This is a genomic window from Streptomyces sp. SPB162, assembly GCF_029504575.1.
GTDB lineage: Bacteria > Actinomycetota > Actinomycetes > Streptomycetales > Streptomycetaceae > Actinacidiphila.
Genome location: NZ_JAQFII010000001.1, coordinates 5,111,888 through 5,138,317, shown reverse-complemented (window position 1 = coordinate 5,138,317; position 26,430 = coordinate 5,111,888). Strand labels below are relative to the sequence as shown.

The 26,430-nt window shown below is 71.8% G+C and carries 24 protein-coding genes and 1 pseudogene; 10 read left to right on the top strand and 15 right to left on the bottom strand.

All coding sequences use genetic code 11. The features are described from left to right. Positions 1 to 74: 74 nt before the first annotated feature. The 3 genes from M2266_RS23585 to M2266_RS23575 all read left to right on the top strand — a co-directional run bounded on the left by M2266_RS23585 (position 75) and on the right by M2266_RS23575 (position 3,521). Complete coding sequence (locus tag M2266_RS23585) at positions 75 to 740, top strand: hypothetical protein (protein WP_277439977.1); 666 nt, start codon at positions 75 to 77, stop codon at positions 738 to 740. Then, the gene (locus M2266_RS23580; RefSeq protein WP_277439976.1) at positions 728 to 1,804 is read left to right on the top strand and encodes a hypothetical protein; all 1,077 of its coding nucleotides are present in this window, start codon (positions 728 to 730) and stop codon (positions 1,802 to 1,804) included. The genes M2266_RS23585 and M2266_RS23580 overlap by 13 nt, the downstream gene beginning before the upstream one ends. A 106-nt stretch (positions 1,805 to 1,910) precedes the next feature. Beyond that, positions 1,911 to 3,521, top strand: a complete 1,611-nt coding sequence (locus tag M2266_RS23575) for an alpha/beta hydrolase (RefSeq protein WP_277439975.1) — start codon at positions 1,911 to 1,913, stop codon at positions 3,519 to 3,521. A gap of 57 nt (positions 3,522 to 3,578) precedes the next feature. Here the strand turns inward: M2266_RS23575 and moeZ are convergent, their stop codons facing one another. The 12 genes from moeZ to M2266_RS23520 form a co-directional block, all read right to left on the bottom strand. Then, positions 3,579 to 4,757, bottom strand: coding sequence for an adenylyltransferase/sulfurtransferase MoeZ (moeZ, locus tag M2266_RS23570; RefSeq protein WP_277439974.1), 1,179 nt, complete (start codon positions 4,755 to 4,757; stop codon positions 3,579 to 3,581). 110 nt (positions 4,758 to 4,867) lie between these two features. Further along, a complete protein-coding gene (locus M2266_RS23565; RefSeq protein WP_277439973.1) occupies positions 4,868 to 5,704 on the bottom strand; it encodes a spherulation-specific family 4 protein in 837 nt (278 codons plus the stop codon). Continuing rightward, positions 5,692 to 6,603, bottom strand: coding sequence for an NAD(P)-dependent oxidoreductase (locus M2266_RS23560; protein WP_277439972.1), 912 nt, complete (start codon positions 6,601 to 6,603; stop codon positions 5,692 to 5,694). Before M2266_RS23560 ends, M2266_RS23565 begins: the two co-directional genes overlap by 13 nt. A gap of 73 nt (positions 6,604 to 6,676) precedes the next feature. Then, positions 6,677 to 8,563, bottom strand: coding sequence for a hypothetical protein (locus tag M2266_RS23555; protein WP_277439971.1), 1,887 nt, complete (start codon positions 8,561 to 8,563; stop codon positions 6,677 to 6,679). Next, positions 8,560 to 10,287, bottom strand: coding sequence for a DUF3492 domain-containing protein (locus M2266_RS23550; RefSeq protein ID WP_277439970.1), 1,728 nt, complete (start codon positions 10,285 to 10,287; stop codon positions 8,560 to 8,562). Before M2266_RS23550 ends, M2266_RS23555 begins: the two co-directional genes overlap by 4 nt. Before the next feature lie 226 nt (positions 10,288 to 10,513). Then, a complete protein-coding gene (locus tag M2266_RS23545) occupies positions 10,514 to 12,217 on the bottom strand; it encodes an ABC transporter ATP-binding protein (RefSeq protein ID WP_277439969.1) in 1,704 nt (567 codons plus the stop codon). Next, positions 12,214 to 13,203 (bottom strand): ABC transporter permease, encoded by a 990-nt coding sequence (locus M2266_RS23540; protein WP_277439968.1) that lies wholly within the window; start codon positions 13,201 to 13,203, stop codon positions 12,214 to 12,216. Before M2266_RS23540 ends, M2266_RS23545 begins: the two co-directional genes overlap by 4 nt. Then, positions 13,200 to 14,198 carry an ABC transporter permease gene (locus M2266_RS23535; protein WP_277439967.1) on the bottom strand — a complete coding sequence of 333 codons (999 nt, stop codon included), beginning with the start codon at positions 14,196 to 14,198 and terminating at the stop codon, positions 13,200 to 13,202. The genes M2266_RS23540 and M2266_RS23535 overlap by 4 nt, the downstream gene beginning before the upstream one ends. Next, entirely contained in the window at positions 14,195 to 15,913 is a 1,719-nt protein-coding gene (locus M2266_RS23530) for an ABC transporter substrate-binding protein (RefSeq protein ID WP_277439966.1), read from the bottom strand. The genes M2266_RS23535 and M2266_RS23530 overlap by 4 nt, the downstream gene beginning before the upstream one ends. 175 nt (positions 15,914 to 16,088) lie before the next feature. After that, positions 16,089 to 16,181, bottom strand: coding sequence for an Ms4533A family Cys-rich leader peptide (locus M2266_RS32425; protein WP_346780927.1), 93 nt, complete (start codon positions 16,179 to 16,181; stop codon positions 16,089 to 16,091). Between the two features lie 65 nt (positions 16,182 to 16,246). Continuing rightward, complete coding sequence (locus M2266_RS23525; RefSeq protein WP_277439965.1) at positions 16,247 to 17,659, bottom strand: DUF3152 domain-containing protein; 1,413 nt, start codon at positions 17,657 to 17,659, stop codon at positions 16,247 to 16,249. An 8-nt stretch (positions 17,660 to 17,667) separates the two neighbouring features. Beyond that, positions 17,668 to 18,687 carry an alpha/beta hydrolase gene (locus tag M2266_RS23520; RefSeq protein WP_277439964.1) on the bottom strand — a complete coding sequence of 340 codons (1,020 nt, stop codon included), beginning with the start codon at positions 18,685 to 18,687 and terminating at the stop codon, positions 17,668 to 17,670. 105 nt (positions 18,688 to 18,792) lie between these two features. On the opposite strand from M2266_RS23520, the gene M2266_RS23515 reads away from it, so the two are divergent. From M2266_RS23515 to M2266_RS23500, 4 genes are all read left to right on the top strand, one after another. Beyond that, entirely contained in the window at positions 18,793 to 19,029 is a 237-nt protein-coding gene (locus M2266_RS23515; protein WP_277441434.1) for a hypothetical protein, read from the top strand. A 102-nt stretch (positions 19,030 to 19,131) separates the two neighbouring features. Further along, positions 19,132 to 19,773 carry a TetR/AcrR family transcriptional regulator gene (locus M2266_RS23510; protein WP_277439963.1) on the top strand — a complete coding sequence of 214 codons (642 nt, stop codon included), beginning with the start codon at positions 19,132 to 19,134 and terminating at the stop codon, positions 19,771 to 19,773. Positions 19,774 to 19,958: 185 nt separating this feature from the next. Further along, the gene (locus tag M2266_RS23505) at positions 19,959 to 20,189 is read left to right on the top strand and encodes a DUF3107 domain-containing protein (RefSeq protein ID WP_277439962.1); all 231 of its coding nucleotides are present in this window, start codon (positions 19,959 to 19,961) and stop codon (positions 20,187 to 20,189) included. 112 nt (positions 20,190 to 20,301) lie between these two features. Next, positions 20,302 to 20,580: a hypothetical protein gene (locus M2266_RS23500; protein ID WP_277439961.1), complete on the top strand. Its 279-nt coding sequence runs from the start codon at positions 20,302 to 20,304 to the stop codon at positions 20,578 to 20,580. A gap of 19 nt (positions 20,581 to 20,599) precedes the next feature. Here the strand turns inward: M2266_RS23500 and M2266_RS23495 are convergent. Next, positions 20,600 to 21,329 (bottom strand): annotated as a pseudogene (locus tag M2266_RS23495) (ferritin-like fold-containing protein). Between the two features lie 226 nt (positions 21,330 to 21,555). On the opposite strand from M2266_RS23495, the gene M2266_RS23490 reads away from it, so the two are divergent. After that, positions 21,556 to 23,439: a DEAD/DEAH box helicase gene (locus M2266_RS23490; RefSeq protein ID WP_277439960.1), complete on the top strand. Its 1,884-nt coding sequence runs from the start codon at positions 21,556 to 21,558 to the stop codon at positions 23,437 to 23,439. Between the two features lie 133 nt (positions 23,440 to 23,572). Further along, the gene (locus M2266_RS23485; RefSeq protein ID WP_277439959.1) at positions 23,573 to 24,433 is read left to right on the top strand and encodes an alpha/beta fold hydrolase; all 861 of its coding nucleotides are present in this window, start codon (positions 23,573 to 23,575) and stop codon (positions 24,431 to 24,433) included. A gap of 54 nt (positions 24,434 to 24,487) precedes the next feature. Here M2266_RS23485 and M2266_RS23480 read toward each other — a convergent pair whose 3' ends face one another. After that, positions 24,488 to 25,384, bottom strand: coding sequence for an NYN domain-containing protein (locus M2266_RS23480; protein ID WP_277439958.1), 897 nt, complete (start codon positions 25,382 to 25,384; stop codon positions 24,488 to 24,490). Positions 25,385 to 25,507: 123 nt separating this feature from the next. On the opposite strand from M2266_RS23480, the gene M2266_RS23475 reads away from it, so the two are divergent. Beyond that, the gene (locus tag M2266_RS23475; RefSeq protein WP_187145002.1) at positions 25,508 to 25,648 is read left to right on the top strand and encodes a hypothetical protein; all 141 of its coding nucleotides are present in this window, start codon (positions 25,508 to 25,510) and stop codon (positions 25,646 to 25,648) included. A gap of 75 nt (positions 25,649 to 25,723) precedes the next feature. On the opposite strand, the gene M2266_RS23470 is transcribed toward M2266_RS23475, so the two are convergent. Then, positions 25,724 to 26,332, bottom strand: coding sequence for a MarC family protein (locus M2266_RS23470; RefSeq protein ID WP_277439957.1), 609 nt, complete (start codon positions 26,330 to 26,332; stop codon positions 25,724 to 25,726). Positions 26,333 to 26,430 lie beyond the last annotated feature (98 nt).

Here is a 26,430-nt window from a genome sequence, read left to right as displayed (position 1 = left end):
GTACGGGGACCACGGGGACGTACACAGAGCTGACCCGCCGGTGCCCACCCACCGACCGGGAGCCCTTCACCTTCATGCGAGCCCCCACAGCGCTCACCGCCGCCGCCCTCGCGACCGCGACCGCCCTCCTGCTCACCGCCTGCGGCGGGGGCGGGGGCGGATCCGACGACGGCGACAAGATCCCAGGCGTCGCGACGACCGCGCCCTCCGCACCGGCAACCACCCCCGCGGCAACCGGCGCCCCGACGATCGACCCGGCCCTGGCGCTACCGGCCGACCTGAAACTGAACTTCGACTGGCAGGCACCGGCGGACCACACGCAGGCGCTGGTGCTGAGCACGACGGCGAACTTCATGCAGTCCCTCGTGCACGGGGTCGTCAAGCAGAGCTTCGCGGAAAGCGGCCTGCAGACCTACGCCACGGACAAGGCCCTTTCGTACGGGAAGAGCTACATCAAGCTCCGAGTGGACCTGAAGCGGACCCTCACCGGCACCGACCGCTACTACCGGCCCGAGGTCCAGATCGCGTCCAACAAGACCTCCGCCAAGGTCACGTTCTGCGAGAACCAGGCCAAGTTGTTCAGCAAGGAGATCCCGACCGGGAAGGTCCACGTCAACGCGGAGAGCGTCAAGAGCTACGCGTTCTACGAGATCGTTCTGACGAAGTTCCGGCCCACTGTCGATCTGTGGCAGGCCCAGTCCATCGTGGTGAAGGAGAGTGCCCAGCAGTGCAAGCAATAGGACACGCGGTGCCGCTGCGAAGGGCGTTGGCCCTCGCCGCTGTCGCTGTCGTAGCCGCGGCGGGAACGAGTTACGCCGACGAGGACCTGCCCAAGCCGCCCACGACCCAGGTGAAGGGCGGCAACCACGAAGGCAACCTGAACGCCGCCGCCGGCTACAGCGTCGTCCCCGTGACGCCCGGCGCCACCGATCCCGGTCGCAAGCAGATCGCCTCGGTGGATACGTCCTGGACGCCGCCACCGTGCTGGTTCGGGCCGAAGTACGGCGCGCAGGAGTTCAAGGACAAGTACACCCAGAGCTACAAGGAGGTGTCGCCCCAGGTCCATGGAAGCTTTTCCACCGCCATGGGTCAGGACCTCGCGCACTACCAGGACGGCTTCGACTACCCCGGTGAGAAGGGCTACAAGGACTTCAACGTCGAGCAGGAGGGCAAGGGCCAGTGGTGGGCGGTGTCCACCAACCCCGCCGCCAGCGAGTTCGACCAGATGTCCTGCAACGACCAGAATCCGAAGTGGGTGCCGAACGGCGATCCGCCGCCGGCCGGGACGAGGCACGTGATCACTCCGGAGATGCTCTCCAAGCTCGCCTACGCGAGCACGCGCCTCCCGGGCGTGACGATCACCATGAGCCCGGCGACGGCGCAGACGGTCAACCTGCCGACCTGGGTATGGCTGAAGGAGAAGTACACGCCGGTGAAGGTCCGCGCGTCCGTGGATCTCGGGGGCGGCCGCCAGATCTGGGCGGAGACCACCGCGAAGGCGAGCAGCGTGCGTATCGAGCCCGGTACACCCGACGCGACCGTGTTCCCCGGCTCGGGTGAATGCCCGATCGCCTCCGACGGCACGGTGGGCGCCGCGTACTCCAAGGGCGCGGCCGGCAACCCGCCCTGCGGCGTCACGTATCTCCGTTCGACCGCGCGCTCCGGCGCGTACCAGCTCAACGTCACCGCGACGTGGACGGTTACCTGGGTCGGCTCCAACGGCGCGGGCGACGGGCTGCCCAACGGCGTCATCGACGAGCCCAAGCCCGTCACCGTCCGCGAAATCCAGAGCATCGTCCGCTGATCCCCCGGACCGCGTCCGCCACGCGCCCCCGCCCTGATCACGCGCAGAACTATCCGCCCGTATGGGATCATCCGGGCATTGAGAACAACGGGTGGGAGAAGGATTCATGAGCAACGTACGCGTGCGGCGCGACGTGGTGGTCGGTGTCGCGTTGGTCATGGCGCTGGGGGCCGCGGGGTGTACGGGCGGGGACTCCAAGGCCGCTGACGACAAGCCGTCGTCGACGGCCTCCGCGACGGGCGGCGAAACGCCGTCCGCCGGGGCGCAGGCCGCCCTGCCCGGCTCGCTGACCGGGCAGAAGCTGAGCTGGCGGCGGTGCCCGGCGCCGAGTGTGGCGCAGGGGGCGGACGGCAAGGCGCCGGGGAGCGAGTGGCAGTGCTCGACGCTCAAGGCGCCGCTGGACTACGCGAAGCCGGACGGGCCGACCATCGGCCTCGCGATGATCCGCGCCAAGGCCACGGGCGGCAGCGGCCGGATCGGGTCGCTGGTGTTCAACTTCGGTGGCCCCGGCGGGTCCGGGGTGGCCGCGCTGCCGTCGTTCGGCAAGGACTACGCGAAGCTGCGGTCGCGCTACGACCTGGTGAGCTTCGATCCGCGCGGCGTCGGCGAGAGCCGGGGGGTCACGTGCCTGGACGACCGGGCCACGGACGCCTCCCGGTCGGTCGACGGCACCCCTGACACGCCCGAGGAGATGCGGGCGCAGCAGGCGGACCTGAAGAAGCTGGTGGCGGCGTGCGTGAAGAACTCCGGTGACGTGCTGCCGCACGTGGACACGGTCAGTGCCGCTCGCGACATGGATCTGATGCGCCAGGTCCTGGGCGATGACCGGCTGCACTACTTCGGCATCTCGTATGGGACGGAGCTCGGCGGCGTCTACGCCCACCTGTTCCCGCGCAAGGTGGGCCGCGCGGTCCTCGACGGTGTGGTCGACCCGACGCTCGACCCGGAGCAGGCCGGTATCGGCCAGGCGAAGGGCTTCCAGCTCGCGCTGGACAACTACATGACGGACTGCGCGAAGCACACCGCCGACTGCCCGACCGGCCACAGCCGGCAGGCCGGCGACCAGTGGATCGCCGCGTTCCTGGCGAAGCTCGACGGGAAGCCGCTGCCGACCAACGACGGCCGCGAGGTCACCCAGACCATCGCGACCAACGGGATCGCGGCCACGCTGTACTCGAAGGACGACTGGAAGTACCTGACCATGGCGCTCAACGAGGCCAAGGCGACCGGTCACGGCAACCTGCTGCTCGCCTTCGCCGACTCGTTCGCCGGCCGGGACGAGAAGGGCCGCTACAACAACCTGATGCCGGCCAACACCGCGGTCAACTGCGCCGACGCAAAGCAGCGTTACACCCAGGACCAGGTGAAGGAGAAGCTGCCCGCGTTCCGTCGGGCCTCGCCGGTCTTCGGCGATTTCCTGGCCTGGAGCCTTCCGGCCTGCACCGGCTGGCCGGTGCAGGGGAACTGGACGACGCCGGACGTGAGCGCCCCGGGCGCCGCGCCCCTGCTCGTCGTCGGCAACACGGGCGACCCCGCCACGCCGTACGAGGGCGCCGGGAAGATGGCGGCTGGGCTCGGTGCGGACGTCGGGGTCGAGATCACGTACAAGGGCGAGGGGCACGGCGCGTACAACAGCGGCAACGCCTGCATGACGAAGACCGTCAACGCCTATCTGCTGGACGGGAAGGTGCCGGCCAAGGGCACGACCTGTTCGTGAGTACGCGGGAGGGGCCCGCACGCCGATGACGGTGTGCGGGCCCCTCCGTGTGCGCGACTAGTAGACCGGCTTGTGCGGCTCGATCGTGTGCACCCAGCCGATGACGCCGCCGCCGACGTGCACCGCGTCCGCGAAGCCCGCGGACTTCAGGACGGCGAGGACTTCCGCGGAGCGGACACCCGTCTTGCAGTGCAGGACGATGCGCTTGTCCTGGGGCAGGTTCTGCAGGGCGGTGCCCATCAGGAACTCGCCCTTGGGGATGAGCTTGGCGCCCGGGATGGAGACGATCTCGTACTCGTTCGGCTCGCGGACATCGATGATCTCGATGTTCTCGCCGTCGTCGATCCACTCCTTGAGCTGCTTCGGAGTGATCGTCGAGCCCGCGGCGGCCTCCTGGGCCTCCTCGGAGACGACGCCGCAGAAGGCCTCGTAGTCGATCAGCTCGGTGACGGTCGGGTTCTCACCGCAGACCGCGCACTCCGGGTCCTTGCGGACCTTGACCTGGCGGTAGGTCATCTCCAGGGCGTCGTAGATCATCAGACGGCCGACCAGCGGGTCGCCGATGCCGGCGAGCAGCTTGATCGCCTCGGTGACCTGGATCGCCCCGATGGACGCGCAGAGCACGCCCAGCACGCCGCCCTCGGCGCAGGAGGGGACCATGCCGGGGGGCGGGGGCTCCGGGTACAGGCAGCGGTAGCACGGGCCGTGCTCGCTCCAGAAGACGGACGCCTGACCGTCGAAGCGGTAGATCGAGCCCCAGACGTAGGGCTTGTCCAGCAGCACGCACGCGTCGTTGACCAGGTAGCGGGTCGCGAAGTTGTCCGTGCCGTCGACGATCAGGTCGTACTGGGAGAAGATCTCCATGACGTTCTCGGCCTCGAGGCGCTCCTCGTGGAGAACGACGTTCACGTACGGGTTGATGCCGAGGACGGAATCGCGCGCGGACTGGGCCTTGGAACGGCCGATGTCCGCCTGGCTGTGGATGATCTGGCGCTGCAGGTTCGACTCGTCGACCTCGTCGAACTCCACGATGCCGAGCGTGCCGACACCGGCGGCGGCCAGGTACATGAGGGCCGGCGAGCCGAGGCCGCCGGCGCCGACACACAGCACCTTGGCGTTCTTCAGCCGCTTCTGTCCGTCCATCCCCACATCGGGGATGATCAGGTGGCGCGAGTACCTGCGGACCTCGTCGACGGTGAGCTCGGCAGCCGGCTCGACCAGGGGTGGCAGCGACACGGGGACTCCGGATCGGTAGGCATACGGGTGTACGGGTGGTTCTCTCCGTAACACTGCCACGCCGGTCTTCATTCCGAGACACCCGGTCCGAGGAGCGAGACCGAATGGGCTCAAATGCTGGGCGGCGGCTGCTTCCGCAACGTTCGCACCGATTCGTCCCAGTAGCCGGCCAGCCCCTCCCACGGGTCGGCCCCGTCCCGGTCCGTGCGGTCGGTGAAACAGACGGTCGCCACGCCCTGCCAGCGGGCGATCCGCATCGCCGTCACCAGATGCGACCGCGGCATCCCGTGCACGAGGTGCGCGAAGCGCTCCGGCGGGTAGGCGGCCGTCCACTGCGGCGCCTCGGACCAGCGGTAACGGCTCCAGGGGCCGGAGAACGTCACCAGCTGGTCGGCGATCTCGGCGTAGCCGGGGTGCGGATGCGTGCCGTGGCCCAGCACGATGTGCCCGGCACCGCCCTCCTGCTGCCCGGTCTCGCCGTCGTCGCCCGCCAGCAGCGCCCGCAGCGTCGTCGTCAACCGCCGGCACTCGTGCAGCTCGGTGCGTTCCGTCGGCGCGCGGTCCAGGTAGTAGCCGTCCACCCGGTACCAGTCGAGGTAGCGGGAGGCGTCCGAGACCAGCTCGCCGAACGGCCGGGTGCCGAGCGCGGCGTCCAGATGGCCGAGGACCGGCACCCCGCTCTCCCGGACCCGCGCCACCGCCTCCGTGTACAGCGGGTCGGGCCGGGTGCCGGGGCCGCCCGCCACGTTCAGCACCACCCAGTGCAGCGGCGTTCCCGGGCGGGCGAGTTCGCCCCACTCGGCCGGTGCCACCAGCGGATGCGCGGTCACCGGGACGCCGAAGCCGAGCCGGTCGGAACGGGCCTGGCCGCCCGTCCCCGGGCCGGCGCCGCCGGAGCGGTCGCGCAGCCCGGTGCCCCAGAAGTGCGGTGGTGTCAGACGCGGCATGCCGCCTCCATCCAGACGTCGGCCAGCGATTCCTCGAGGCCGATACGAGGCCGCCAGCCCAAGCGGTCCCGGGCCGTCCGCACGTCCGCCTGCTGCCAGAGGCCGCAGCCATCGGGGTACGGGGGCGGGCCGGGAGCCGCCTGCGGCTCGTCCAGCTCGTGCAGGGTGCCGTCGTACCCCGCGACGTGCGCGAGGCCGGCGGCCATGTCACGCATACGTACGGCCCGGCCCGACCCGATGTTCACCAGACCCTGCGCGGCGGACAACGATGCCGCGTGCACCGCGCGCGAGACGTCCCGGACGTCGATGAAGTCGCGCTGCACGGCGAGCCCGCCGAGCTTCAACTCGCCGTCACCGCTCTGCATCGCCCGGCGCAGTGCCTCGGCCAGCCGTCCCAGCGGTGAAGTCGTCGGCGTGCCCGGACCGATCGGGCTGAACACCCGCAGCACCACCGCGTCGAGACCCGATCCCAGCACCAGCTCGGACGCGGCGAGCTTGCTCACCCCGTACGGGCCGCCCGGCCGCGGCACCGCGTCCTCGGCGGTGGACGCACCGGCCGGTGAGGGCCCGTACTCGGCGGCGCATCCCACCTGGACGAGGCGCGCGCCGGTACTGCTGCGCCGCATCGCCTCGCACACGGTCGCCACCGCCACGGTGTTGTGCCGGGTCAGCTCGCGGGCCCCGCCGCGGGTGGCGCCCGCGCAGTTGACGACGACGCCCGGGTGCACGGCGTCCAGGAACCGTGCCAGCGCCCCCGGCGCCCCGCTCGCCAGGTCAAACCGCACGTCGGCGTCATCGCTGCGCCCCAGCGCGGTCAGCTGTACGGCGGGGTCGGCGAGCAGCCGTTCGGCCACGTGCCGTCCGAGGAATCCATCGGCTCCGAGCAGCAGCACTCTCATCGGTCGACACCTCCCAGGGGACGTACCTGCTCTGGTTCGCGCGGTGGGCGCGGCGCGGTGGTTCGGTGCGTGATCAACGTTGCTCCTGGTTGGGGTTGCGGAGGTCTGCGGGACGGGGGCGGGTGGGCGAGGCTGTGCGGGCTCCGGTGCCGTGCGCCGAGGCCCGGGTGAGGGTGCGGAAGGCGTGCGTCACGAGGACGGTGGCGGCGCAGCCGCAGGCCAGGACGGGGATCGCGGCCGGGCCGACCAGTTCGACCGGAGTCGAGAGGGCCGCCAGGCCTGGCACGTGGTGCAGTGCGGCCGCTCCGAGCGCGGCGGCCTCGGCGGCGGCCGCCACGCCGGTCCCCCAGGCCGCCGCCCTGGTGAAGCCGTGCACCGCGAGCAGCCGGGCCATGAACAGCAGGATCCCCAGTGCGCCCGCCCCCGCGACGCCGGCCGGACCGGCCAGTGCGGCGGCGGCCCACAGGAGTGCGAGCAGCACCACGAGGTACAGCGCGAGGGTCCCGACAAGCAGCGGGCGCGCCCGGGCGGCGAACTCGCCGAGCCCGCGGCTCGACGCCAGCTCGGCCCGTGCCCGCAGCGCGAAGCGGTGCGCACACCAGGCGGCGGGCGCCAGGGTGAGGGCCAGTGCCACGAACGGGGCGGTGGCGGGCGGGTCGAGCGGTGCCCCGAGCAGCCCCGTCAGCAGCGGGCCGCCGCACAGCGCGAACGCCAGCAGCCAGCCGCCCCACAGCGCCCCGCCGGCGCTTTCCGTGCGCAGCGGGCCGCGTCGCAGCGCCGCCCAGGTGGTCAGCGCGACGAGCAGGGCGACCACGGCGCCGACGGCCGGCGACCGCACCGCGAACGCGGCCGCCGCCGCGCAGCCCGCGCCGGGCACCACGTGCAGCACGCCGACCCGTACCGGGCCGACACGGCCCGACCCGGTCCGCTCGCCCGCGGCGCCGTGCGGGACGCGGGCGTACAACTCCTCGGCGAGCGAGAACACGTCCCGATGCCGGAACCGCCCCGCCACCCGGTCCGTCACCCCCTGCGCCTCCAGCCCGGCGGCTATCTCCAACACGTCCACGGCCCCGGCACACAGCTCCTCGTGCCGATGCATCATGCTCCGCACAGGATCAGCGGGCCCCCGCCGCCGGGTCGCCTGGGCGGCGAGCCGCGTGTCGGACTCGGCCGCGGCCGAACCGGGCATCCCGCCGGCCGCGGCCGGCGCGGCGGGCGCGCCCCCGTCGAGCGGCTCCACGTCGCCCACCGAGCGGAGGGTCGGACGCGGGACCACGGTCTCGGCCACTAGCGGCTCCACGTCACCCACCCCGCCAGCGGCGACACGCTCGACACAGTCCCCCAAGCCCTCGGCAACAACTTCGGCCGACTCCGCCCCACCCGCCGAAGCCGGCTCCGCGTCACCGACCCCGCCGGAGGCGACACGCTCGACGCAGTCGGCCAGGCCCTCGGCAACAACTTCGGCCGACTCCGCCCCACCCGCCGAAGCCGGCTCCGCGTCACCGATCCCGCCGGCCGACGCCGGCTCCACGCCACCAACCCCGCCGGAGGCGACACGCTCGACGCAGTCCCCCAAGCCCTCGGCAACAACGTCGAACGACTCCGCCCCACCGGCCGAAGCCGGCTCCACGTCACCCACCCCGCCGACCGAAGCCGGCTCCACGCCACCCACCCCGCCGGAGGCGACACGCTCGACACAGTCCCCCAAGCCCTCGCCAACACCTTCGAACGACTCCGCCCCGCCAGCCAAAGCCGGCTCCACCTCGCCGACCCCGCCGACCGAAGCCGGCTCCGCGTCACCCACCCCGCCGGAGGCGACACGCTCGACGCAGTCGGCCAGGCCCTCCGCCGCCGCTTCGGCTTCCGCGGCGGCCCGCTCCGCCGCGGGCTCGTCCGGCAGGCCGGAGGCCATGATGCGGGCGAGGAGGGCGGCTTGGGCGGAGCCGCGGGGGGTGGTCATGGGCGGTCGCCCAACGGGAGGCCCGCGGGTTGGGGGTGGCGGGCCCAGGCCGGGGCGGGGAGCGCTGGGGTGAGGCGGCCGGGGACGTGGGCCTCGGCGGGTTCCGCGAAGGGGCGCGGCACACCGTCGGTGTCGCGCAGCGGCTCGCGGCGCACGGGCCAGTGCGCGACCAGTTCCAGGTAGATCTCGCGGAACGCGCCCACGCACCGCTCGACCGTGAAGAGTGCGAGCGCCCGCTCGCGCGCCGCGGCGCCGAGCCGGGCGGCGCGCTCGGGCTCGCGCAGCAGCGCGAGACACGCGTCGGCGAGCGCCGCGGGATTGCGCGGCGGTACGACGAGCCCTGTGCCGCCGATGACCTCGCGGACGGCGCCCACGTCGGTGGAGACCGTCGCCCGCCCGCAGAACATCGCCTCGACGAGACTCAACGGGAACCCCTCGACGATGCTGGACAGGACGACGACGTCCCCGGACGCGTACGCGTCCGCGAGCTGCGGGACGCCGGGCGAGCCGATCTCCTCGAAGGTGACGGGGCTCTCCCCGACGGTCACCGCGTCCCGCGCCTCGTCCGGGAAGAGCTGGGCGGCCAGCGTGCGGCAGCCCGCCAGGTAGGAGTCGACGCCGCCGCGGACGTACAGGATCCGGAGCCGGGCGCCCGGTTCCGCCGTGCGTATCGCGTCGAAGGCGTGCAGGAGCGCGATGAGGTCCTTCGAGGGGTCCGGACGGCCGACCCAGGTGAGGGTGGGGTCGGGGTGGCCGGTGGCGGCGCCGGTCCCGGCCGCCTCCGCGGCCTCCCCGGCGCGGGCGAATCGGGCCGACTCCATGCCCGGGTAGACGGTCCGCAGCCGCAGACGGTCCGCGCCGCAGCGTTCCTGCCAGCGGCGGGCGTGGGTGCTGCCCGGGGTGATCAGCGCGGCCTCGCGGTAGGACTCGCCGGCGAGCAGCCGGTGGAACGCGGTGAGCAGCGCGCGGACCGCGGCCGAGAGGCCGGACGCGCGGTGCGCGAGGAGCGCCTCGCGCAGCCGGACGCCGTACTCGGTGACCAGGAGCGGCGTTCCGAAGAACCGTTTGGCCAGCAGCCCGGGAAGGGTCGCGGGCCCGCCGGAGACGGCGTGGCACAGATCTGCGGCGCCGAGTTCGTCCGGCTCGTACCAGGGCGCCGACAGCGGTCGCAGCGCGCGTTCGAGGAGTTCGGCGGCGGCGAGCAGGTCCGCCACCCCGAGCCCCGTCAGCAGGGGTCGTACGCCGGGGGCGCGGCAGGCGCTCTCCAGGGCGCGTAACGCGTGCTCCGACCGGAGCAGCCCGGGCAGGCCGCCCTCCTCGCGGGCGAGTTCGGCCAGCCCGTACAGACCGGAGGCGAAACGGTCCGCCCGGGCGCCCCCATAGCCGTCGGATCCCGCGTCGGCTATGCCGAGGACGCCGGGAGCACCGCCGCCCGTCAGCGCGGCGGCCAACTCCCCGTAGTGGTGCAGGAAACGGTGGCGGTGGGCCGTCCGGACCCGGTTGCCGTGGTTCTCGGGCGGCGCGCCCCACAGGCGCTCGCTGCGTACCCGGCGCACCTGCGGGGGCAGTTCGACCTGTCCCCCGGCCTCCGTCCGCTCGGACCTGCTGAGGGCGTACACCTCGAACTCGTGGCCCGGAAGCCCGCGCACGAGCCGGTCGCACCAAGCGCCGCCTTCACCCCGTGCGTACGGGTAGCCACCCTCGGTGAGCAACGCGATGCGCATGTGTGCGCCCCCTTCCTTCGCCGGTCCGCCGGAGCCATCGGCCGGGGAAGGGCGGATACGTCTGCCCGGCGCGACGACGGTATGCCGGGACGACAGTGGCGCGACGGACGGTTGTCCGCCGCGCCACCGGAAGGGGTGAACGGTCGTAACTTCTCGCACCACAATGCGTTGGTGTCGCTTAAAGTGCGCGGAACACCACACTTCGCTCAGCCGACGGTGGTCGTTCTCAGACCCCCGCGAGCCCCTTGCGGCCCGCGCGGCGCGCCGCGGACTCGGCCGGGTCGAGCACCGGCACGGCCGCCAGCAGGCCCTGGGTGTAGGCGTGCTGGGGCGCGTCGTACACCGCGTCCGCCGGACCCTCCTCGACGATCTTCCCGGCCCGCATGACCGCGACCCGGTCGCTGACCTGGCGCACCACCGCCAGGTCGTGCGCGATGAAGACCAGCGAGAGCCCCAGATCGCGCTGCAGCTCGCCGAGCAGCGCCACGACCTGGGCCTGCGTCGTCACATCGAGCGCCGAGACCGGCTCGTCGCAGACGATCAGCTTCGGGGACGGCGCCAGCGCCCGCGCGATGCCGACGCGCTGCCGCTGGCCGCCGCTGAACTCGTGCGGGTACCGGTGGTACCAGTCCGGTTCGAGACCGACCCGCTCCAGCAGCTCCCTGACCCGTTCGACGATCGCCTTGTCGTCCATCCCGCCCGTCGCCCGCAGCGGATCGGCGATCGACTCGCCTATGCTGCGCCGCGGGTTCAGCGAGGAGACCGGGTCCTGGAAGACCATCTGCAGCTCGCGGCGCAGCGGCCGCAGCGCCTTGTCGCCGAGCGAGCCGATGTCTCGGCCGCCGTAGCGGAGTTCACCGTCCGTGGGGTCCAGCAGCCGCACCAGCATCCGGCCGAGGGTGGTCTTCCCGCTGCCGCTCTCCCCGACGATGCCGAGCGTCTCGCCGCGCCGGACGGTCAGGGAGACACCGTCCACGGCGGTCACGGTGCGACCGCGCTTGCCGAACTCCCGTCGTAGGCCTACCGCTTCGAGGAGTGGCGCCGCTTCTTCCGGCGCCGTCCGCTGCTTCACGAGGGCCGCCGGCCGGGCCGTGTCCACCTGCGGCACCGCCGCCAGCAGCGCCCGTGTGTAGGGCTCGCGCGGCTCGTCCAGTACGGCGCTCACCGGTCCGTGTTCGACGGCGGTGCCGTTCCGCATGACGAGGATGTCGTCGACGCTGCCGGCCACCACCCCCAGGTCGTGGGTGACGAGCAGCAGCCCCATGCCGGTCTCGGCGCGCAGTTCGTGCAGCAGGTCGAGGATCTGGGCCTGGACGGTGACGTCGAGCGCGGTGGTCGGTTCGTCGGCGATGAGCAGCCGCGGTTCGCAGGCCAGCGCCATGGCGATGAGCGCGCGCTGCCGCATGCCGCCGCTGAACTCGTGCGGCCGGGCGCGCGAGCGCCGGGCCGCGTCCGGGATGCCGACCCGGTCCAGCACCTGGACGGCCCGCTCGCGGGCGGCCCGCCGGGTGGCCTTCACATGGACCCGGTAGACCTCGGCGATCTGGTCGCCGATCGCGTAGTACGGGTCGAGCGAGGAGAGCGGGTCCTGGAAGACCATCGCCGCCCGGCCGCCGCGCAGCCGCCGCAGCTCGGCGTCGCCGGCGGCGAGCACGTCCGTCCCGGCGACGCGCACCGTGCCGGCGGTCCGCGCGCCGGTTCCCCGGTGCAGGTCCAGCAGGGCGTACGCGGTGGCGCTCTTGCCCGAGCCGGACTCGCCGACGATGCCCAGGGCGCCGCCCGCTTCCAGCCGGAAGTTCAGGCCGTCGACGGCGCGCACGGTGCCGGACGCGGTCGGGAAGTCGATGACGAGGTCCTTCACCTCCACCAGCGGCTCGGCGAGGCCGGCTGGGGCGATCGGGTCCACAGCGGAGTCGGTGGCCGCGCTCATGCCAGCACCACCCTTCGGTCGGCCAGCGCGTACAGCACGTCCGCGGCGGCGTTGGCGATCACGACGGCGAAGCCCATGACGAGCACGATGCCCACCACGACCGGCAGGTCCTTGAGCTCGACGGACTGCACGAGCTTCTGGCCGAGACCCGGCACGTTGAACAGCGACTCGGTCAGCAGCGCGCCGCCGAACATCGCGCCCAGATCCAGCGCCGACAGCGCGATCACCGGGGTGAGGGCGGCGCGCAGGGCATGCCGCCCGATGATCGCCCGCTCGCTGACGCCGTAGGCGCGGAAGGTGCGGATGTGGTCCTCCGCGAGGGTCTCCAGCATGGAACTGCGGGTCAGCCGCGCGTACTTGGCGGACTCGGCGAGGGCGAGCGCCAGCCAGGGCAGCAGCAGGTTCCAGGCCCACTGCTGCGGGTCGTCGGTGAACGGCACGTAGGTGGGGTAGGGCAGCCACCGCAGCACCGAGCAGAAGAGCATCAGCAGCAGGATGCCGATGATGAACACCGGTATGGCGGTGCCCGCGAGCGTGAGCCCGGTGAGCAGCCGTTCGGTGGGCCGGCCGCGGCGCAGCGCGGAGAGCACGCCGGTGCCGACGCCGAGGATCAGCCACAGCACCATCGCGCCGAGCGCGAGGGAGGCGGTGGCGGGCAGTTTCGCGACGAGGATGTCGCTGACGAGCTCGCCGGTGCGGTAGGACTGGCCGAAGCAGGGCGCGGAGCAGTGCACGGTGCCGGTGCCGGTGCTGTAGTCGTGACCGGTGACGATGCCTTGCAGGAAGTGCCAGAACTGCGCGTACACCGAGTCGTTCAGGCCCATCTGCTCGCGGATCTGCACGAGCTGGGCGGGCGAGCACTTGGGCCCGCAGGACAGTTGCGCGGGGTCGCCGGGCGCCAGGTAGAACACGGCGTACAGCACGACGGCCAGGACCAGCAGGACCACCACGGCGGAGACCGTGCGGCGCAGCAGGAAGCGGATCATGACGCGGCCCCTTCGCGCTTGCGGCCGGTGCCGACGCGGAGTCGGCTGGCGGCGCGCGGGTCGAGCGCCGTCCTGACGCCGTCGGCGAGCACGGTGAAGGCGAGCACGCTGACGAAGAGCATCGCGGCGGGCAGCAGCACGTACGCGGGATCGGCCTCGTACCAGGTGTTGGCGCTGGAGAGCATCTGACCCCAGGACGGGGTGGGCGGTTTCACGCCGATGCCGAGGAACGACAGGCCGGACTCGATGACCATGTTCGCCGGGACGAGCAGCGCGGCGTACGTGATGACGGGCGCCACGAGCGATGGCAGCAGTTCGCGGCGGGCGATGCGCCAGGGGCTGGAGCCGGCGAGCCGGGAGGCGGCCACGTAGTCGAGCGACTTGAGGGTGAGCACCTGCGCCCTGACGATTTTGGAGATGCTGCCCCACGCGACGAAGCCGATGATGAGCGCGAGCAGCAGCGGGCGCGGAAAACCGTCGGGGACCACGGCCATCAGCGCGATGGCGAAGACCAGCGCGGGCATGGTGATCATGACGTCGGTGACGCGGCTGAGCACGTTGTCCACGAAGCGGTTGCCGAGCCCGGCGGCGATGCCGGTGCCGACGCCGACGAGGATCTGAACGGCGGTCGCGCCGAGTGCGACGGCCAGCGATATCTGGGCGCCGTGCACGAGCCGGGAGAACATGTCGCGCCCGGTGCCGGGTTCGACGCCGAGCCAGTGGTCGCCGCTGATCCCGCCGAAGGAGCCGAGCGGTACGCCGCCGGAGGCGGAGTCGATCAGCTCGGGGTGGTAGGCCGTGGTGTTCTGGCCCTCGATGGCGCTCAGCAGGGGTGCGGCGAGCGCCACCAGGACGAGGAGTGCGATGACGGCGGAGCCGGCGACGGCCGCGCGCTGTGCGCGCAGCCGTCGCCAGACCTGCCGGGCCCCCGGGGCGGGGGCGGCCGGATCGGCGACCGCCCCCGCCCCGACGGCCGTCAGGTCCTGGGTGGTCACTTGACCGAGACCTGCGAGATGTCCAGGACGCCGGTCCAGTCGCTGATCACGACGTTCTTGATGTCCTTGCCGAACAGCCGCTTGTAGACCGGGTGGAAGAGCGGCACGGTGACGGCCTGCTCACCGATCTTCTTGTCCAGGGCGCCCCAGCGGACCGCCGCGGCCTTGAGGTCGGTCAGCTTGTTGATCTGGTCGATCTCCTGGTTGACCGCCGGGTCGTTCAGCTGCGCGTTGTTGAAGTTGTAGCCGTCCTTGACGATCTGCCGGCCGTCGAAGATCGGGCCGAGGAAGGGACCGCCGGACGGCCAGTCCGCGCCCCAGCCGGTGAGGAAGAAGCCCGGCTCGGTCGCCACGTTGTGGATCTTGTCGCCGAACGCCTTGTGCTCCTGGCCGTCGAGCTTGACGGTGATGCCGGCCGCCTTCAGCGCGTCCTGGACGGCGGTGGCGACCTCCGGGCCCTGCTCGTCGGCCTTGGTGACGTCATGGGTGAGCGAGACGGTGATCCCGTTCGGGTAGCCGGCCTCCGCCAGCACCTGCTTGGCCTTGGCCGGGTCGCCGGTCTTGCCCGCTGGGAAGGGGTCGTACGGCGTGTAGCCGAAGGACGCCTGCTCGGGCAGGTACGTGGTGGCCTGGTCGGCGAGCGAGGAGCCGCCGACCGCGTTGACCACGGTGGTGCGGTTGACCGCGTACGCGATGGCCTGGCGCACCTTCGGGTTGTCGAACGGCTTCACCTTCGGGTTGAAGGCGATGTAGTCGGTGTAGCCGAAGTGGCCGGTGCCGACCCGGCTCGCCAGCGCCTTGTCGCCGCTGACCTTCGCCAGCTCGGCCGGGCCGAGGTTGGTGTCGGTGGTGACGGCCGCCGCGTCCTTGCCGGAGCCGGTGGACAGCCGCTGGTTGATCACCGCCTGGTCGAGGCCGGACTGCACGTCGATGCTGTCCGGGTACGCCTTGCGCTGGTCGTCGGTGGCCTCGGACCAGTTGGTGTTGCGTGCCAGCACCAGGTGCTCGCCGTTGTTCTCGTTCTTGACCACCTTGTACGGACCGGAGGAGACCGGGTGCTCGGCGTACTTGGTGCCGGTGTCCTTCGCCTTCGGGACCGGGGCGAACGAGGTCTGCGTGGCCAGGAACGGGAACTCGCCCTCGGGCTTGTTCAGGTGGAACACGATCGTCTTGGCGTCCGGCGTCTCCACCGAGGCCAGGCCGTTCTTGTCCTTGTACGGGCCCTGGTAGGCGGCGCCGCCGATCAGCCAGTCACGCAGGTAGGGCGCGCCGCCGGAGAGCTCGGCCGCGAAGGAGCGCTCGATGCCGTACTTGATGTCGGCGGTCGTGATGGCCGTGCCGTCCTCGTACTTCAGGCCGTCCTTGAGGTGGTACGTCCAGACGGTGGCGTCCTTGCTCGGCTCGCCGGTGTTGGTGGCCAGGTCCGCGGCGACCTTGGAGCCCGCCGCGCCGTTGGCGCGGGTGCGGGTGGTCAGCGTGCGGTAGACCAGCGAGGGGACGTTGCCGCCGCCCGAGGTGTACAGGCGGGCCGGGTCGAAGTCCTCCTGCGCCTGGTTGTTCAGCACGTAGAGGGTGCCGCCCTTGGCGGGCTTGCCGTCGGACGAGGCCTGGGCGCTGCTGCTGTCCTCCGGGCCGCAGGCGGCGGCCCCTCCGGCGAGGGCCAGACCGACGGCTACCGCTGCCACGCGGCGGGATATGGGGGACGGTTGACGCATGAGAGTTCGGCCTTTCGCGGCTGCGTGATGTGACGGCGGGATGGGCGAAGACCCGCGGGCAGCAGCGGCCGCTTCCCCGCGACGGGGGAACGGCTCGGACTCAGGGAGGTGCGTCTGCCCACGGGTGGACAGCTCGGAGCGGAGGCGGAAAGCCTCTACGCGACCGAACCGTGGGTCACCGACAGAGGATGTCGGCTACGCAGATTTCAGCCACGCCGATGAGCACCAGCTTGATGCTGGCGTCCTCGGAGGCGTGGCGATGCGACATGTCCAGAAGAGTGAACGATGATCCCGCCGATGTCAAAGTCTGATCGGCGGGACTTCCGACCGCGTCTACGGGAACGGCCAGGCGTTCGGCTTGCAGGTGGGGCCGCCGTCGAGCGACAGGAACTTCGTCTGCTGCATCATCACCGGGGCGAGCTCGCCCGCCTTCGGGCAGCCGGTGTGGCCGTGTCCGAGCCGGTGGCCGACCTCGTGGTTGATGAGCATCTGCCGGTACTCGTGCATGCGGCCCACGCCGAACGTGTCGGCGCCCTGCGCCCACCGGAACGCGTTGATCATGGTGCGTTCGGTCGACGCCGCGTCACATGACACGTTGTCAACCGTGGTGTCCAGACCGGACTTCGCACACCACTTCGCGGTTGTGCCCGGACTGGCGAGGGTAACGACGATGTCGGCCGGGCCGGATGAGACCCGTTCGAACGTCTTGGTTCCGCCGTGTCCCCAACTCCGCGAGTCGTTCAGCGTCTTGAAGACCGTCTGGGTGAAGAGCGCGGCATCAAGCGGCAGGCCCTTCTCGACGTCAACCCGGAAGCGCAGCACCTTGCCCTTGCCCGGCGCGGGGTCGTGTCCCGGCATCGTCTCGAACTGGCCGCCCAGGGCCAGCTTGGGGTCGAGCGGGTACTGCTGGGCCATCAGCTGGTCGTAACCGACGACGGCCGGCGCGTCCGCCTTCGCGGCGCCGGGCGTCGGACGGTCCTTGGACCGCGAGGCCGCGTCGTCGTCGCCGCGCTTGGCGCTGCCGGAGGACCCGGCCTCGCTGTGGGCCGCGCCCCTGCCGCCGACCTGCCCGGTGACGACCACGGCGAGCACCGTCACCACCGCGGCGGCGGCGATCCCGGTGAAGGTACGGCCCTTGCCGCCGTTCTTTCTGACCGTGTCGGAGGCCGGAGCCGCCGGTGTCTCGGAGTCCATGCCGGGCTCCTGCCCGGGAATCGGCTCCTGCTCGGCCCGCGGCCGCGGAATCCGGCGGCCGGACGGGGACTCGAAGGCCTGCGGCGGCAGGACGGGCTCGTCGAACGTCTGCCACTGGCCGGTGTCGTGCGGGTCGGGGGCCGGGCTGCCGGGCCGGCCGGCCGTCTGCCACTGACCGGTGTCGTACGGATCCGGTGCGGGCAGGACGGGCTCGTCGAACGTCTGCCACTGACCGGTGTCGTACGGGTCGGGGAGCTCGTCCGGCCGGTACCCGGCGCGCCGGTCGCGGCCGTGCTCCGCCGCCCAGCCCTCCGGGGCACCCCAGGCGGCGTGCTCCGGGTGCTCGGGGTGCGGGCGGGAGTCCGGGTGGTCGCCGACGACGTAGCCGCCGTCGTAACGGGCGCCCGGGGCCGGCGACCGGGGCGGGACGGAGACGGGAACGCCGACATCGCCCCGCCGTCTGCGGCCCTGTCCTGACCGGCCGCCGCCGAGGGTGCTCGATATGTCGCCGTCACGACCCTGTCGGCCGCCGCCCGCACTGTGCTTCCCCACGCCCTGAATCAGCTCCTGCTCGCCGCAGCGCTCGTCGTGCCGCTGTTCGTTTCGTGCATGTCGTGCGTTCCGTGCCCGCCCGTGTGGTCGAGCAGGTCCCGGAAGGCCCGTGCCACCACGTCAGGGTGCTCCATCATCGCGACGTGCCCGCTGTCGGGCAGCGTCACCAGCCGCGAGTCGCGGAACGCCAGCGAGGCCTTGCGTGCCATCCGGAAGGAGACCAGTTTGTCGCGCCCGCCGTAGACCAGCAGCGTCGGTGCCAGAACGCGCTCCGCCTGCCGCCACAACGAGTGCTGTCCGCCCAAGGTGTACGCGTTGACGATGCCCCGTGTCGAACGCACCATCGCGTCCCAGAAGTACGGCAGCGCGATGCGCCGTTCGTACTCCTCGACCGCCTCCGCCCGCGCGCGGTCGCCGACCGAGGAGGGGTCGCCGTAACAGAGCGCGAGCAGTTCCTGCGTCCGCCGCTCGGCCGCCCAGCCCCTGGTCGCCCGCAGGTAGAGCGCGGGGATCCCCGGCATCGAGACGAACGCCGTCGGCCAGGCGGTGTGCTGCGGCGGAAGCTCCGGTAGGGCGGGCGAGACCAGCGTCAGCGTCCTGACCAGGTCGGGGCGGGCCGCCGCGACCTTCGTCGCCACCGCGCCGCCCAGCGAGTTCCCGAACAGGTGGACAGGACCCCGGCCACCCGACTCGATCAGCCGCACCACCGCCCGGGCGTGTCCGGCGACCGTGTAGTCGCCGTCGTCCGGCGGCGGCGAGAAGCCGAAGCCGGGCAGATCCGGTGCCTGACTGTCGAGCCGGTCCGCCAGCCGATCCATCAGCTGTGTCCAGTTCTGCGAAGAACCGCCCAGTCCGTGCACCAGAACGGCCGGTTCGAGTCCCTGCCGCTCCGAAGTCCGCTCGCGGACCACCAGCGAGAGACCGGGCAGGCTCACATGTCGCTGCGTTTCCCCTGGTCCGAGCCGCGGCCCCTGCGGGGGGACGGCTGCGGGAGCGATCGCAGCTTGGGGAGACTCCGTCGAGGGCATGGGGCAATGTTACGAGACGATCACGCATGCGCCTGTGTGTTCGCCCTCACAGGCTGCGCCCGCGATCGCCCTCTCCTACGCTCGACAGTGAGGAAGGGAGTCATTGTGTCCGACGAAATCCAGATTTCCGAGGATGAGTTCGAGGCCGCCGCGGACGATCCGGCCGCCGAGATGGACATCGAAACCCCTGAGGCCGACGCCGCGGAACAGCACACCGAAGTCGTCCCCCGGCACGACTCCCCGGCCGGGAGCGACTCCGAAGCGCCCGTCGCGTCCGCCGATCCCGCGGACGTCGCGGAACAACGCCGTGTGGTGGAGCTGGACGAGGAGGACTATCGCTGAAGGGTCCCAGCTAGTGAGAATGTGCACTCGCACCGCGCACAGCCCCGTTACCGAAAAGTACGATGGCACCCGCAGTGTTCCTTCAACAGATTGGGAGGCGGCGTGACAGCCATCGAGCAGACTCAGGCACGCCCGCGCGGCACCCGCCTGCCCCGCCGGGCCCGGCGCGAACAACTCCTGGGCGCGGCCCAGGAAGTGTTCGTCGCCCAGGGTTACCACGCCGCCGCGATGGACGACATCGCCGAGCGCGCCGGCGTCAGCAAGCCGGTGCTGTACCAGCACTTCCCGGGCAAGCTGGAGCTGTATCTGGCGCTGCTCGACCAGCACTGCGAGTCACTGCTGCAAGCGGTGCGTACCGCGCTGGCCTCCACCTCCGACAACAAACTGCGCGTCGAGGCGACCATGGACGCCTATTTCGCGTACGTCGAGGACGAGGGCGGCGCCTTCCGGCTGGTCTTCGAGTCGGACCTGACGAACGAGCCCGCGGTGCGGGAGCGTGTCGACAAGGTCTCGCTGGAGTGCGCCGAGGCGATCTGCGAGGTCATCGCGGAGGACACCGGGCTGCCCCGCGAGCAGTCGATGCTGCTGGCCGTCGGCCTCGGCGGCGTCTCCCAGGTCGTGGCCCGCTACTGGCTCTCCAGCAACAGCCAGATCCCCCGGGACACCGCCGTCAACCTGCTCACGTCGCTGGCCTGGCGCGGTATCGCCGGCTTCCCGCTGCACGGCACGGACGGCCACCACTGACGGTCGCCGGCCCGCGCTGACGGCCACCGGGGGCGGCCGCCGGGGGTGCCCACGGCAGGTTATTCCCCGTCGCTGTTCGCTACCGGCGTTCCCCGTCTTCGGATTCGACACCTCCGAGCCCGGCTAGTGTTTCCTGCGTACCGCGCGAAGACGCGCACACCGCCAGACCTGGAGGTAACAGAGCCGTGGAGGTCAAGATCGGCGTGCAGCACGCGCCGCGCGAGATCAGCATCGAGAGCGCGCAGTCGGCCGAGGAGGTCGAGAAGGCCGTCGCGGACGCCGTCTCCGGCACCTCGTCGCTCCTGAGCCTGGTGGACGAGAACGGCCACAAGGTCCTCATCCCCTCAGACCGGCTCGCGTACGTGGAGATCGGTCAGCCCGCCAGCCGGAAGGTCGGCTTCGGCGCGGCGATGTGACGACGACGCAGGGCCCGCACCCGAAACCGGGTGCGGGCCCTCCGTTTTGTCCGGCGCCCCGAATGGGTAGGACCGTTATGCAACGGTCGGCCCCTCGGGAAGGACCCAGTTCATGTGGGAAGCAGTCGCATTCGCCGCGCTCGGTCTGGGCATCGCCTACGCCGCCACGCACTTCTTGCCCGCGCGCTTCCCGTCCCGCGCCCTCGTCCTGGCCACCGGCCCCATCGCGGCGCTGGTCGGCGGCCTGATCACCCGCACCGTCCTGGGCGGCGGTCACGCGGCGGTCACGCTCCCCGTGTCGGCGCTGGTCGCGGCGGCGCTGCTCAGCCTGCTCGTCCGCCCCGCGGACGACCGGCGCTTTCTCCGCCACTCGGTCGCGGGGCGAGCCTGAGCCCTGAGCGTTCCGTCGGTCAGGCGGCCAGCCCCAGGGCCGCCATCCGCTTGGTGTGCGCTTCGGTGATCCGGGTGAACATCCGGCCGGCCTCCGCCAGGTCGAAACCGCCGGCCACTCCCCCGACGAGCATCGTGGACAGCGCGTCACGGTCGGCGACGACCCGCTGCGCCTGCGACAGCGCCTCGCCCATCAGCCGCCGCGCCCACAGCGCGAGCCGGCCGCCGACCCGCGGGTCCGCCTCGATGGCGGCGCGGACCTTCTCGACGGCGAAGCTGGCGTGCCCCGTGTCGTCCAGCACGGCCAGCACGAGCGTGCGGGTGTCGGTGTCGAGCCGCGCCGAGACCTCGCGGTAGAAGTCCGAGGCGATCGAGTCCCCGACGTAGGCCTTGACCAGACCCTCCAGCCAGTCCGACGGGGCGGTCTGTCGGTGGAACTCGTCCAGGGGCCGCGCCGAAGGGCTCCATCGCCTCCTTCGCGGAGGCCCCGATCTCCGAGAGCCGGTCCCGCAGCCGCTCGAAGTGGTGGAATTCGGCCGCCGCCATGGCGGCCAGCTGAGCTTTGTCCTCCAGCTCCGGCGCGAGCTTCGCGTCGTCCGCGAGGCGTTCGAACGCGGCCAGTTCCCCGTACGCCAGCGCTCCCAGCAGATCGACCACCGCGGCCCGGTAGTGGGGGTCCGCTGAGGCTCCGGCCCAGTCCAGGGCAGCGATTCCGGCGGAAGGTGCGGTCGTCTCGTCAGGCGTCTCCATGGTGCGCACAATAGCCAAGTCCGCGTCCCGCCGGACCACCCCCGCAGTCCCGGTGGAAACAATTGATCGGGTGCAGCTGCGTGATTCCGGGGTAGAGTGGTAATGCACCCCGCCGATTTTCGGCAATTTCCTGTGCACTGCACGCAGTATCTGGATGCCCGGTCGGTGGCCCGATCGGCTCCTACACCGACCGCCCTCCTGACATCAGGAGGGGCCCACTCGCGGCATGTGCGAGGGCAGTGGTCCCGCGCTTCTCAGCCACCCACGGCTGTACGACACCTGCGCGGTCAGCGCCCGGCGTTCTTTCCGGACGCGGACGCTCGACCCCCCTCACAGCCCAGTGCCGCGTCTCACAGAAGAGGCAAGCATCCTGACCACCACGACTTTCCGCAGCCTCGGGATCCTTTCCGAGACCGCCGAAGCCCTTGAGGCCGTCGGCATCATCCATCCGTTCCCCATCCAGGAGATGACCCTTCCGGTCGCCCTGGCGGGCAATGACATCATCGGCCAGGCCAAGACCGGCACCGGCAAGACGCTGGGCTTCGGCCTGCCGCTGCTGGAGCGCGTCACCGTCGCGGCCGACGTCGAAGCGGGCCGCGCCAAGGCCGAGGACCTCCCCGACGGGCCGCAGGCCCTGATCGTCGTCCCCACCCGCGAGCTGTGCCAGCAGGTCACCAATGACCTGCTGACCGCCGGCAAGGTGCGCAATGTGCGCGTCCTGGCCATCTACGGCGGCCGCGCCTACGAGCCGCAGGTCGAGGCCCTGAAGAAGGGCGTCGACATCGTCGTCGGCACCCCCGGCCGCCTCCTGGACCTGGCGGGGCAGCGCAAGCTGAACCTGAAGTCGGTCCGCGCCCTCGTCCTGGACGAGGCCGACGAGATGCTCGACCTGGGCTTCCTGCCCGACGTCGAGCGCATCATGGCGATGCTGCCGCCCAAGCGCCAGACGATGCTGTTCTCGGCCACCATGCCGGGCGCGGTCATCAACCTGGCCCGCCGCTACATGTCGCAGCCCACCCACATCCGCGCCACCTCGCCGGACGACGAGGGCGCGACTGTCGCGAACATCACGCAGCACATCTTCCGCGCGCACTCCATGGACAAGCCGGAGCTCGTCTCCCGCATCCTCCAGGCGGACGGTCGCGGCCTCGCCATGATCTTCTGCCGCACCAAGCGCACCGCGGCCGACATCGCCGATCAGCTCGCCCAGCGCGGCTTCGCCTCCGGCGCGGTCCACGGCGACCTGGGCCAGGGCGCCCGCGAGCAGGCGCTGCGCGCGTTCCGCAACGGCAAGGTGGACGTGCTGGTCTGCACCGACGTCGCCGCCCGCGGCATCGACGTCGACGGTGTGACGCACGTCATCAACTACCAGTCGCCGGAGGACGAGAAGACGTACCTCCACCGCGTCGGCCGCACCGGCCGCGCCGGCAGGACCGGTATCGCGATCACGCTGGTGGACTGGGACGACATCCCGCGCTGGAAGCTGATCAACAAGGCGCTGGACCTGCCGTTCGACGAGCCGGAGGAGACGTACTCCACCTCCGCGCACCTGTACGAGCTGCTCAACATCCCGGCCGGCACCAAGGGCATACTGCCCCGGGCCGACCGCACCCGTGCCGGGCTCGGCGCGGAGACCGTCGAGGACCTGGGCGAGACCGGTGGACGTGGCAAGGGCGGTGGGCGCAAGCCCGCGGCCGCGGCCACGACCGCGACCGCGACCGTCACCGAGGAGCGCCCGCCGCGCACGCGCACCCCGCGCCAGCGCACCCGCACCCGTTCCGGCGAGACCGTCACCGCGGAGACCACCGCGGCCGAGACCGCCGTCGCGGTGGACGCGGCTGTCGCGGTGGACGCGGCCGTGGCCGTGGTCGGTGCACCCGCCGTGGCGGACTCCGAAGGCGAGGCGAAGGCGGCTCCCCGCCGCCGTCGCCGTACCCGCGCGGCCGCTCCGGCCGCCGAGGGCGCTCCGGTGGCCGTGGCAGTGGCCGAGGCCGTGGCAGTGGCCGAGGCCGCTCCGGCCGAGACTCCCGCCGCCGAGGGCGACGAGGCCAAGCCGGCCCGCCGCCGTCGCCGTACCCGTCCCGCGAAGGCCGAGCCGGCCGACGGCTGACCGGTCCGCACGACACCGCACGCACCGCCGACGCCCCCGGTTCTTCACCGGGGGCGTCGGCGTTCGGCCGGTTGGTCGGTGTTACGTCGCTGTCCGCAACCTGTCGTACACACGCTTCGCGTAATCTCACGGCATGAGCCGACCGCCGACACTCGAGCTGCCCGCAGGAGCCCGCGCGTACCGCCTCTCCACCGCGAGGGGCGAGTTCGCGGTGCTGGACGCGGGCACGGCGGTGCTGGGCACCGCCCTGCTGGTCCCCGGGTTCACCGGGAGCAAAGAGGACTTCATCGCGCTGCTCGAACCGCTGGCGCAGGCCGGCTACCGGGTGGTCGCGGTCGACGGCAGGGGGCAGCACGAGACGGGCGGGCCGGCCGAGGAGAGCGCGTACGCGCAGGACGAACTGGCCGCCGACGTCCTCGCGCAGGCCGAGGCGCTGGGCGCTCCGGGGCCCTTGCACGTGCTGGGCCACTCGCTGGGCGGGCTGATCGTGCGGGCGGCGGCGATCGGCGCCCCCGAGCTGTCGTGGGACTCGCTGACGATCATGAGTTCCGGTCCTGCCGCCATCGACGCCGAGCAGCAGGCGCGGACGAGGATGCTCGTCGAGGCGCTGCCCTCGCTGGGGATGGAGGGGGTCTGGCAGGCGATGCGCGCGATGGACGCGGAGAACGCCGACGCGCCGGACGTGCCGCCCGCCGTGGGTGAGTTCCTGTACCGGCGCTGGATGGGCAACGTCCCGGAGCAGCTGATCGCGACCGGCAAGCAGCTGATCACGGAGCCCGACCGGGTCGCCGAGCTGGCCGCCGTACCGATCCGCATCCTGGTGCTGTCCGGCGCGATCGACTACGCGTGGCCGCCGGAGTGGCTGGACGACATGGCGCTGCGGCTGGGCGCGCGGAGAGTGGTCGTCAAAGGCGCCGAGCACTCGCCCAACGTGGAGCAGCCGGAGGCGACGGCCGAGGCACTGATCGATTTCTGGAGCCCGAAGGACGAGTGAGCGCGACACGGCGGCCCGGATCCTTCCGGCTGGGCCGCTGTCGCGGGTGAGGAGTCAGAGCTGGGCGGTGAGGTGGTCCCAGAAGCCGTCGCGCAGCGAACGTCGCAGGTCGGCGTGGCCGCGCAACGAGATGCCGAGCATGCCCTCGGCTTCGACGAGCAGTTCCTGGTCGTAGTTGGGCGGCAGGTACGGCCGGCCTGGCAGCAGTTCCGCGAGGGTGTCGCGGCCCCGGGCGGTGAGCCACTGGCCGGCGATGCGGGCGCCCACGAAGTGCACGTCCACCCGCGTGGGCACCGGCCCGTCGCCGTACTCCTGTGCGGGGCGCCGGGTCACGTACGGCTTGCAGAACTCCAGGTCGAAGGCGCGCTGGCTGTCGACCTCCCAGAGCAGCGGGTCCGCCTGGTTGCGCCCTTCGGTGGCCTCGATGCCCCACAGGTGCACGCGCGCCCCGTACCCCTGGGCCGCCTCGACGGCGGACACCAGGTCCTCGTCACCGCCGATGAGGACCGCGTCGCTGATGGCGCGGTGCCGGGCGAGGGATTCGAGGTCGGTGCGGATGAGGGAGTCGACACCCTTCTGCTGGCGGCTGGCGTTGAGGTTGCCGAGCCGGACCTTGACGTCGGGGAGCTCGGCGATGCGCTCCTGCTCGCGGGTGTGGATGCGGCGGCGGGCGCCGTCGTACCAGTAGACGCGGAGCAGCCGGCTGTCCGGGAAGAGCGCGCGGGCCTTGTCGATGAACGCCTCGATGATGCCTTCGGCGTCCAGCTCGAAGGTCTGGCGGTCCTCGGTGCCCGCGACGAGGCGGCCCGCGGCGGCGTAGACGTAGCCCGCGTCCACGAACACGGCGTGGGTGGCGGGAGTGGTGGCGACTTCGGCCAGCACCCGCTGCAGCAGCTCGTTGGTGCGCTCGATACCGGCGGCCATGGCGGCCAGCGCGTTGTCGTTGTCCATAGGTCGCCATTGTCCCGTACTCGCGGGTACTTAGGCTCGGGAAAGTTTTCGTTAGCGTAGGGAATGTTTTAACGAGGGGGTTCGTTGACTACTCATGGACAGTGCGACGAAGGGAGAAGCACCATGCGCTTCGAGATCATGCGACTCGACGACCGGAACGGCACCGCTGTGGACAGCACAGTCGTGGACGCCGCCGCCGTCAACAAGATCGTCCAGCAGGCCGCGGCCATCGGCCAGCGGATCTACATCCGCCCGGCGATCTGAGACAGCATTCGACGACGGCGCCCCTGTACGAAGGACGTACAGGGGCGCTTTTGCGTCCGGGGACACGGGACCGCGTCAGCCCTCGCCGTGTACGAACCCGAGCACGCCATTGGCCACCTGCTGAACGGCGATGGCCGAGAGCAGCATCCCGGAGAGCCGGGTCACCAGCACCACCCCGCCCTCCTTGATGAGCCGGATGATCGCCAGCGAGTAGCGCATGACCAGCCAGAGCACGACGTGCATGGCCGCGATCGCCAGCCACACCGACGCCTGTTGGCCGAAGCCGTGGGCATTCTGCACCGCCAGGATCACCGTGACGATCGCACCGGGTCCGGCGAGCAGCGGCATCCCCAGCGGCACCAGCGCGACGTTCACGTCCTTCGTCTGCGTCGGCTCGTCCATCTTGCCGGTGAGCAGGTCGAGCGCGATGAGGAGCAGCAGCAGACCGCCGGCGATCCGCAGCGCGGGCACCGAGACGTTCAGGTAGTCGAGGATCTGATGGCCGAAGAGGCCGAAGACGGTGATGACGCCGAAGGCGACGGAGGCGGCCTGCCAGGCCATCCGGCGCTGCACCTTGGTGGCGCGCCCGGAGGTCAGCGCGAGGAAGATCGGGGTGATTCCGGGCGGGTCCATGATCACGAAGAGCGTGACGAATACCGACCCGAAGAGGGTGATGTCCAGCATGTTCAGTGGGGGCTTTCAGGGGTGGTCGGTCCGGCAGAACGAACAGTACGCCGGGCGTCGACGCCGCCCGAGGGCGGGCGTCGGGGCCGCCAGGGGGC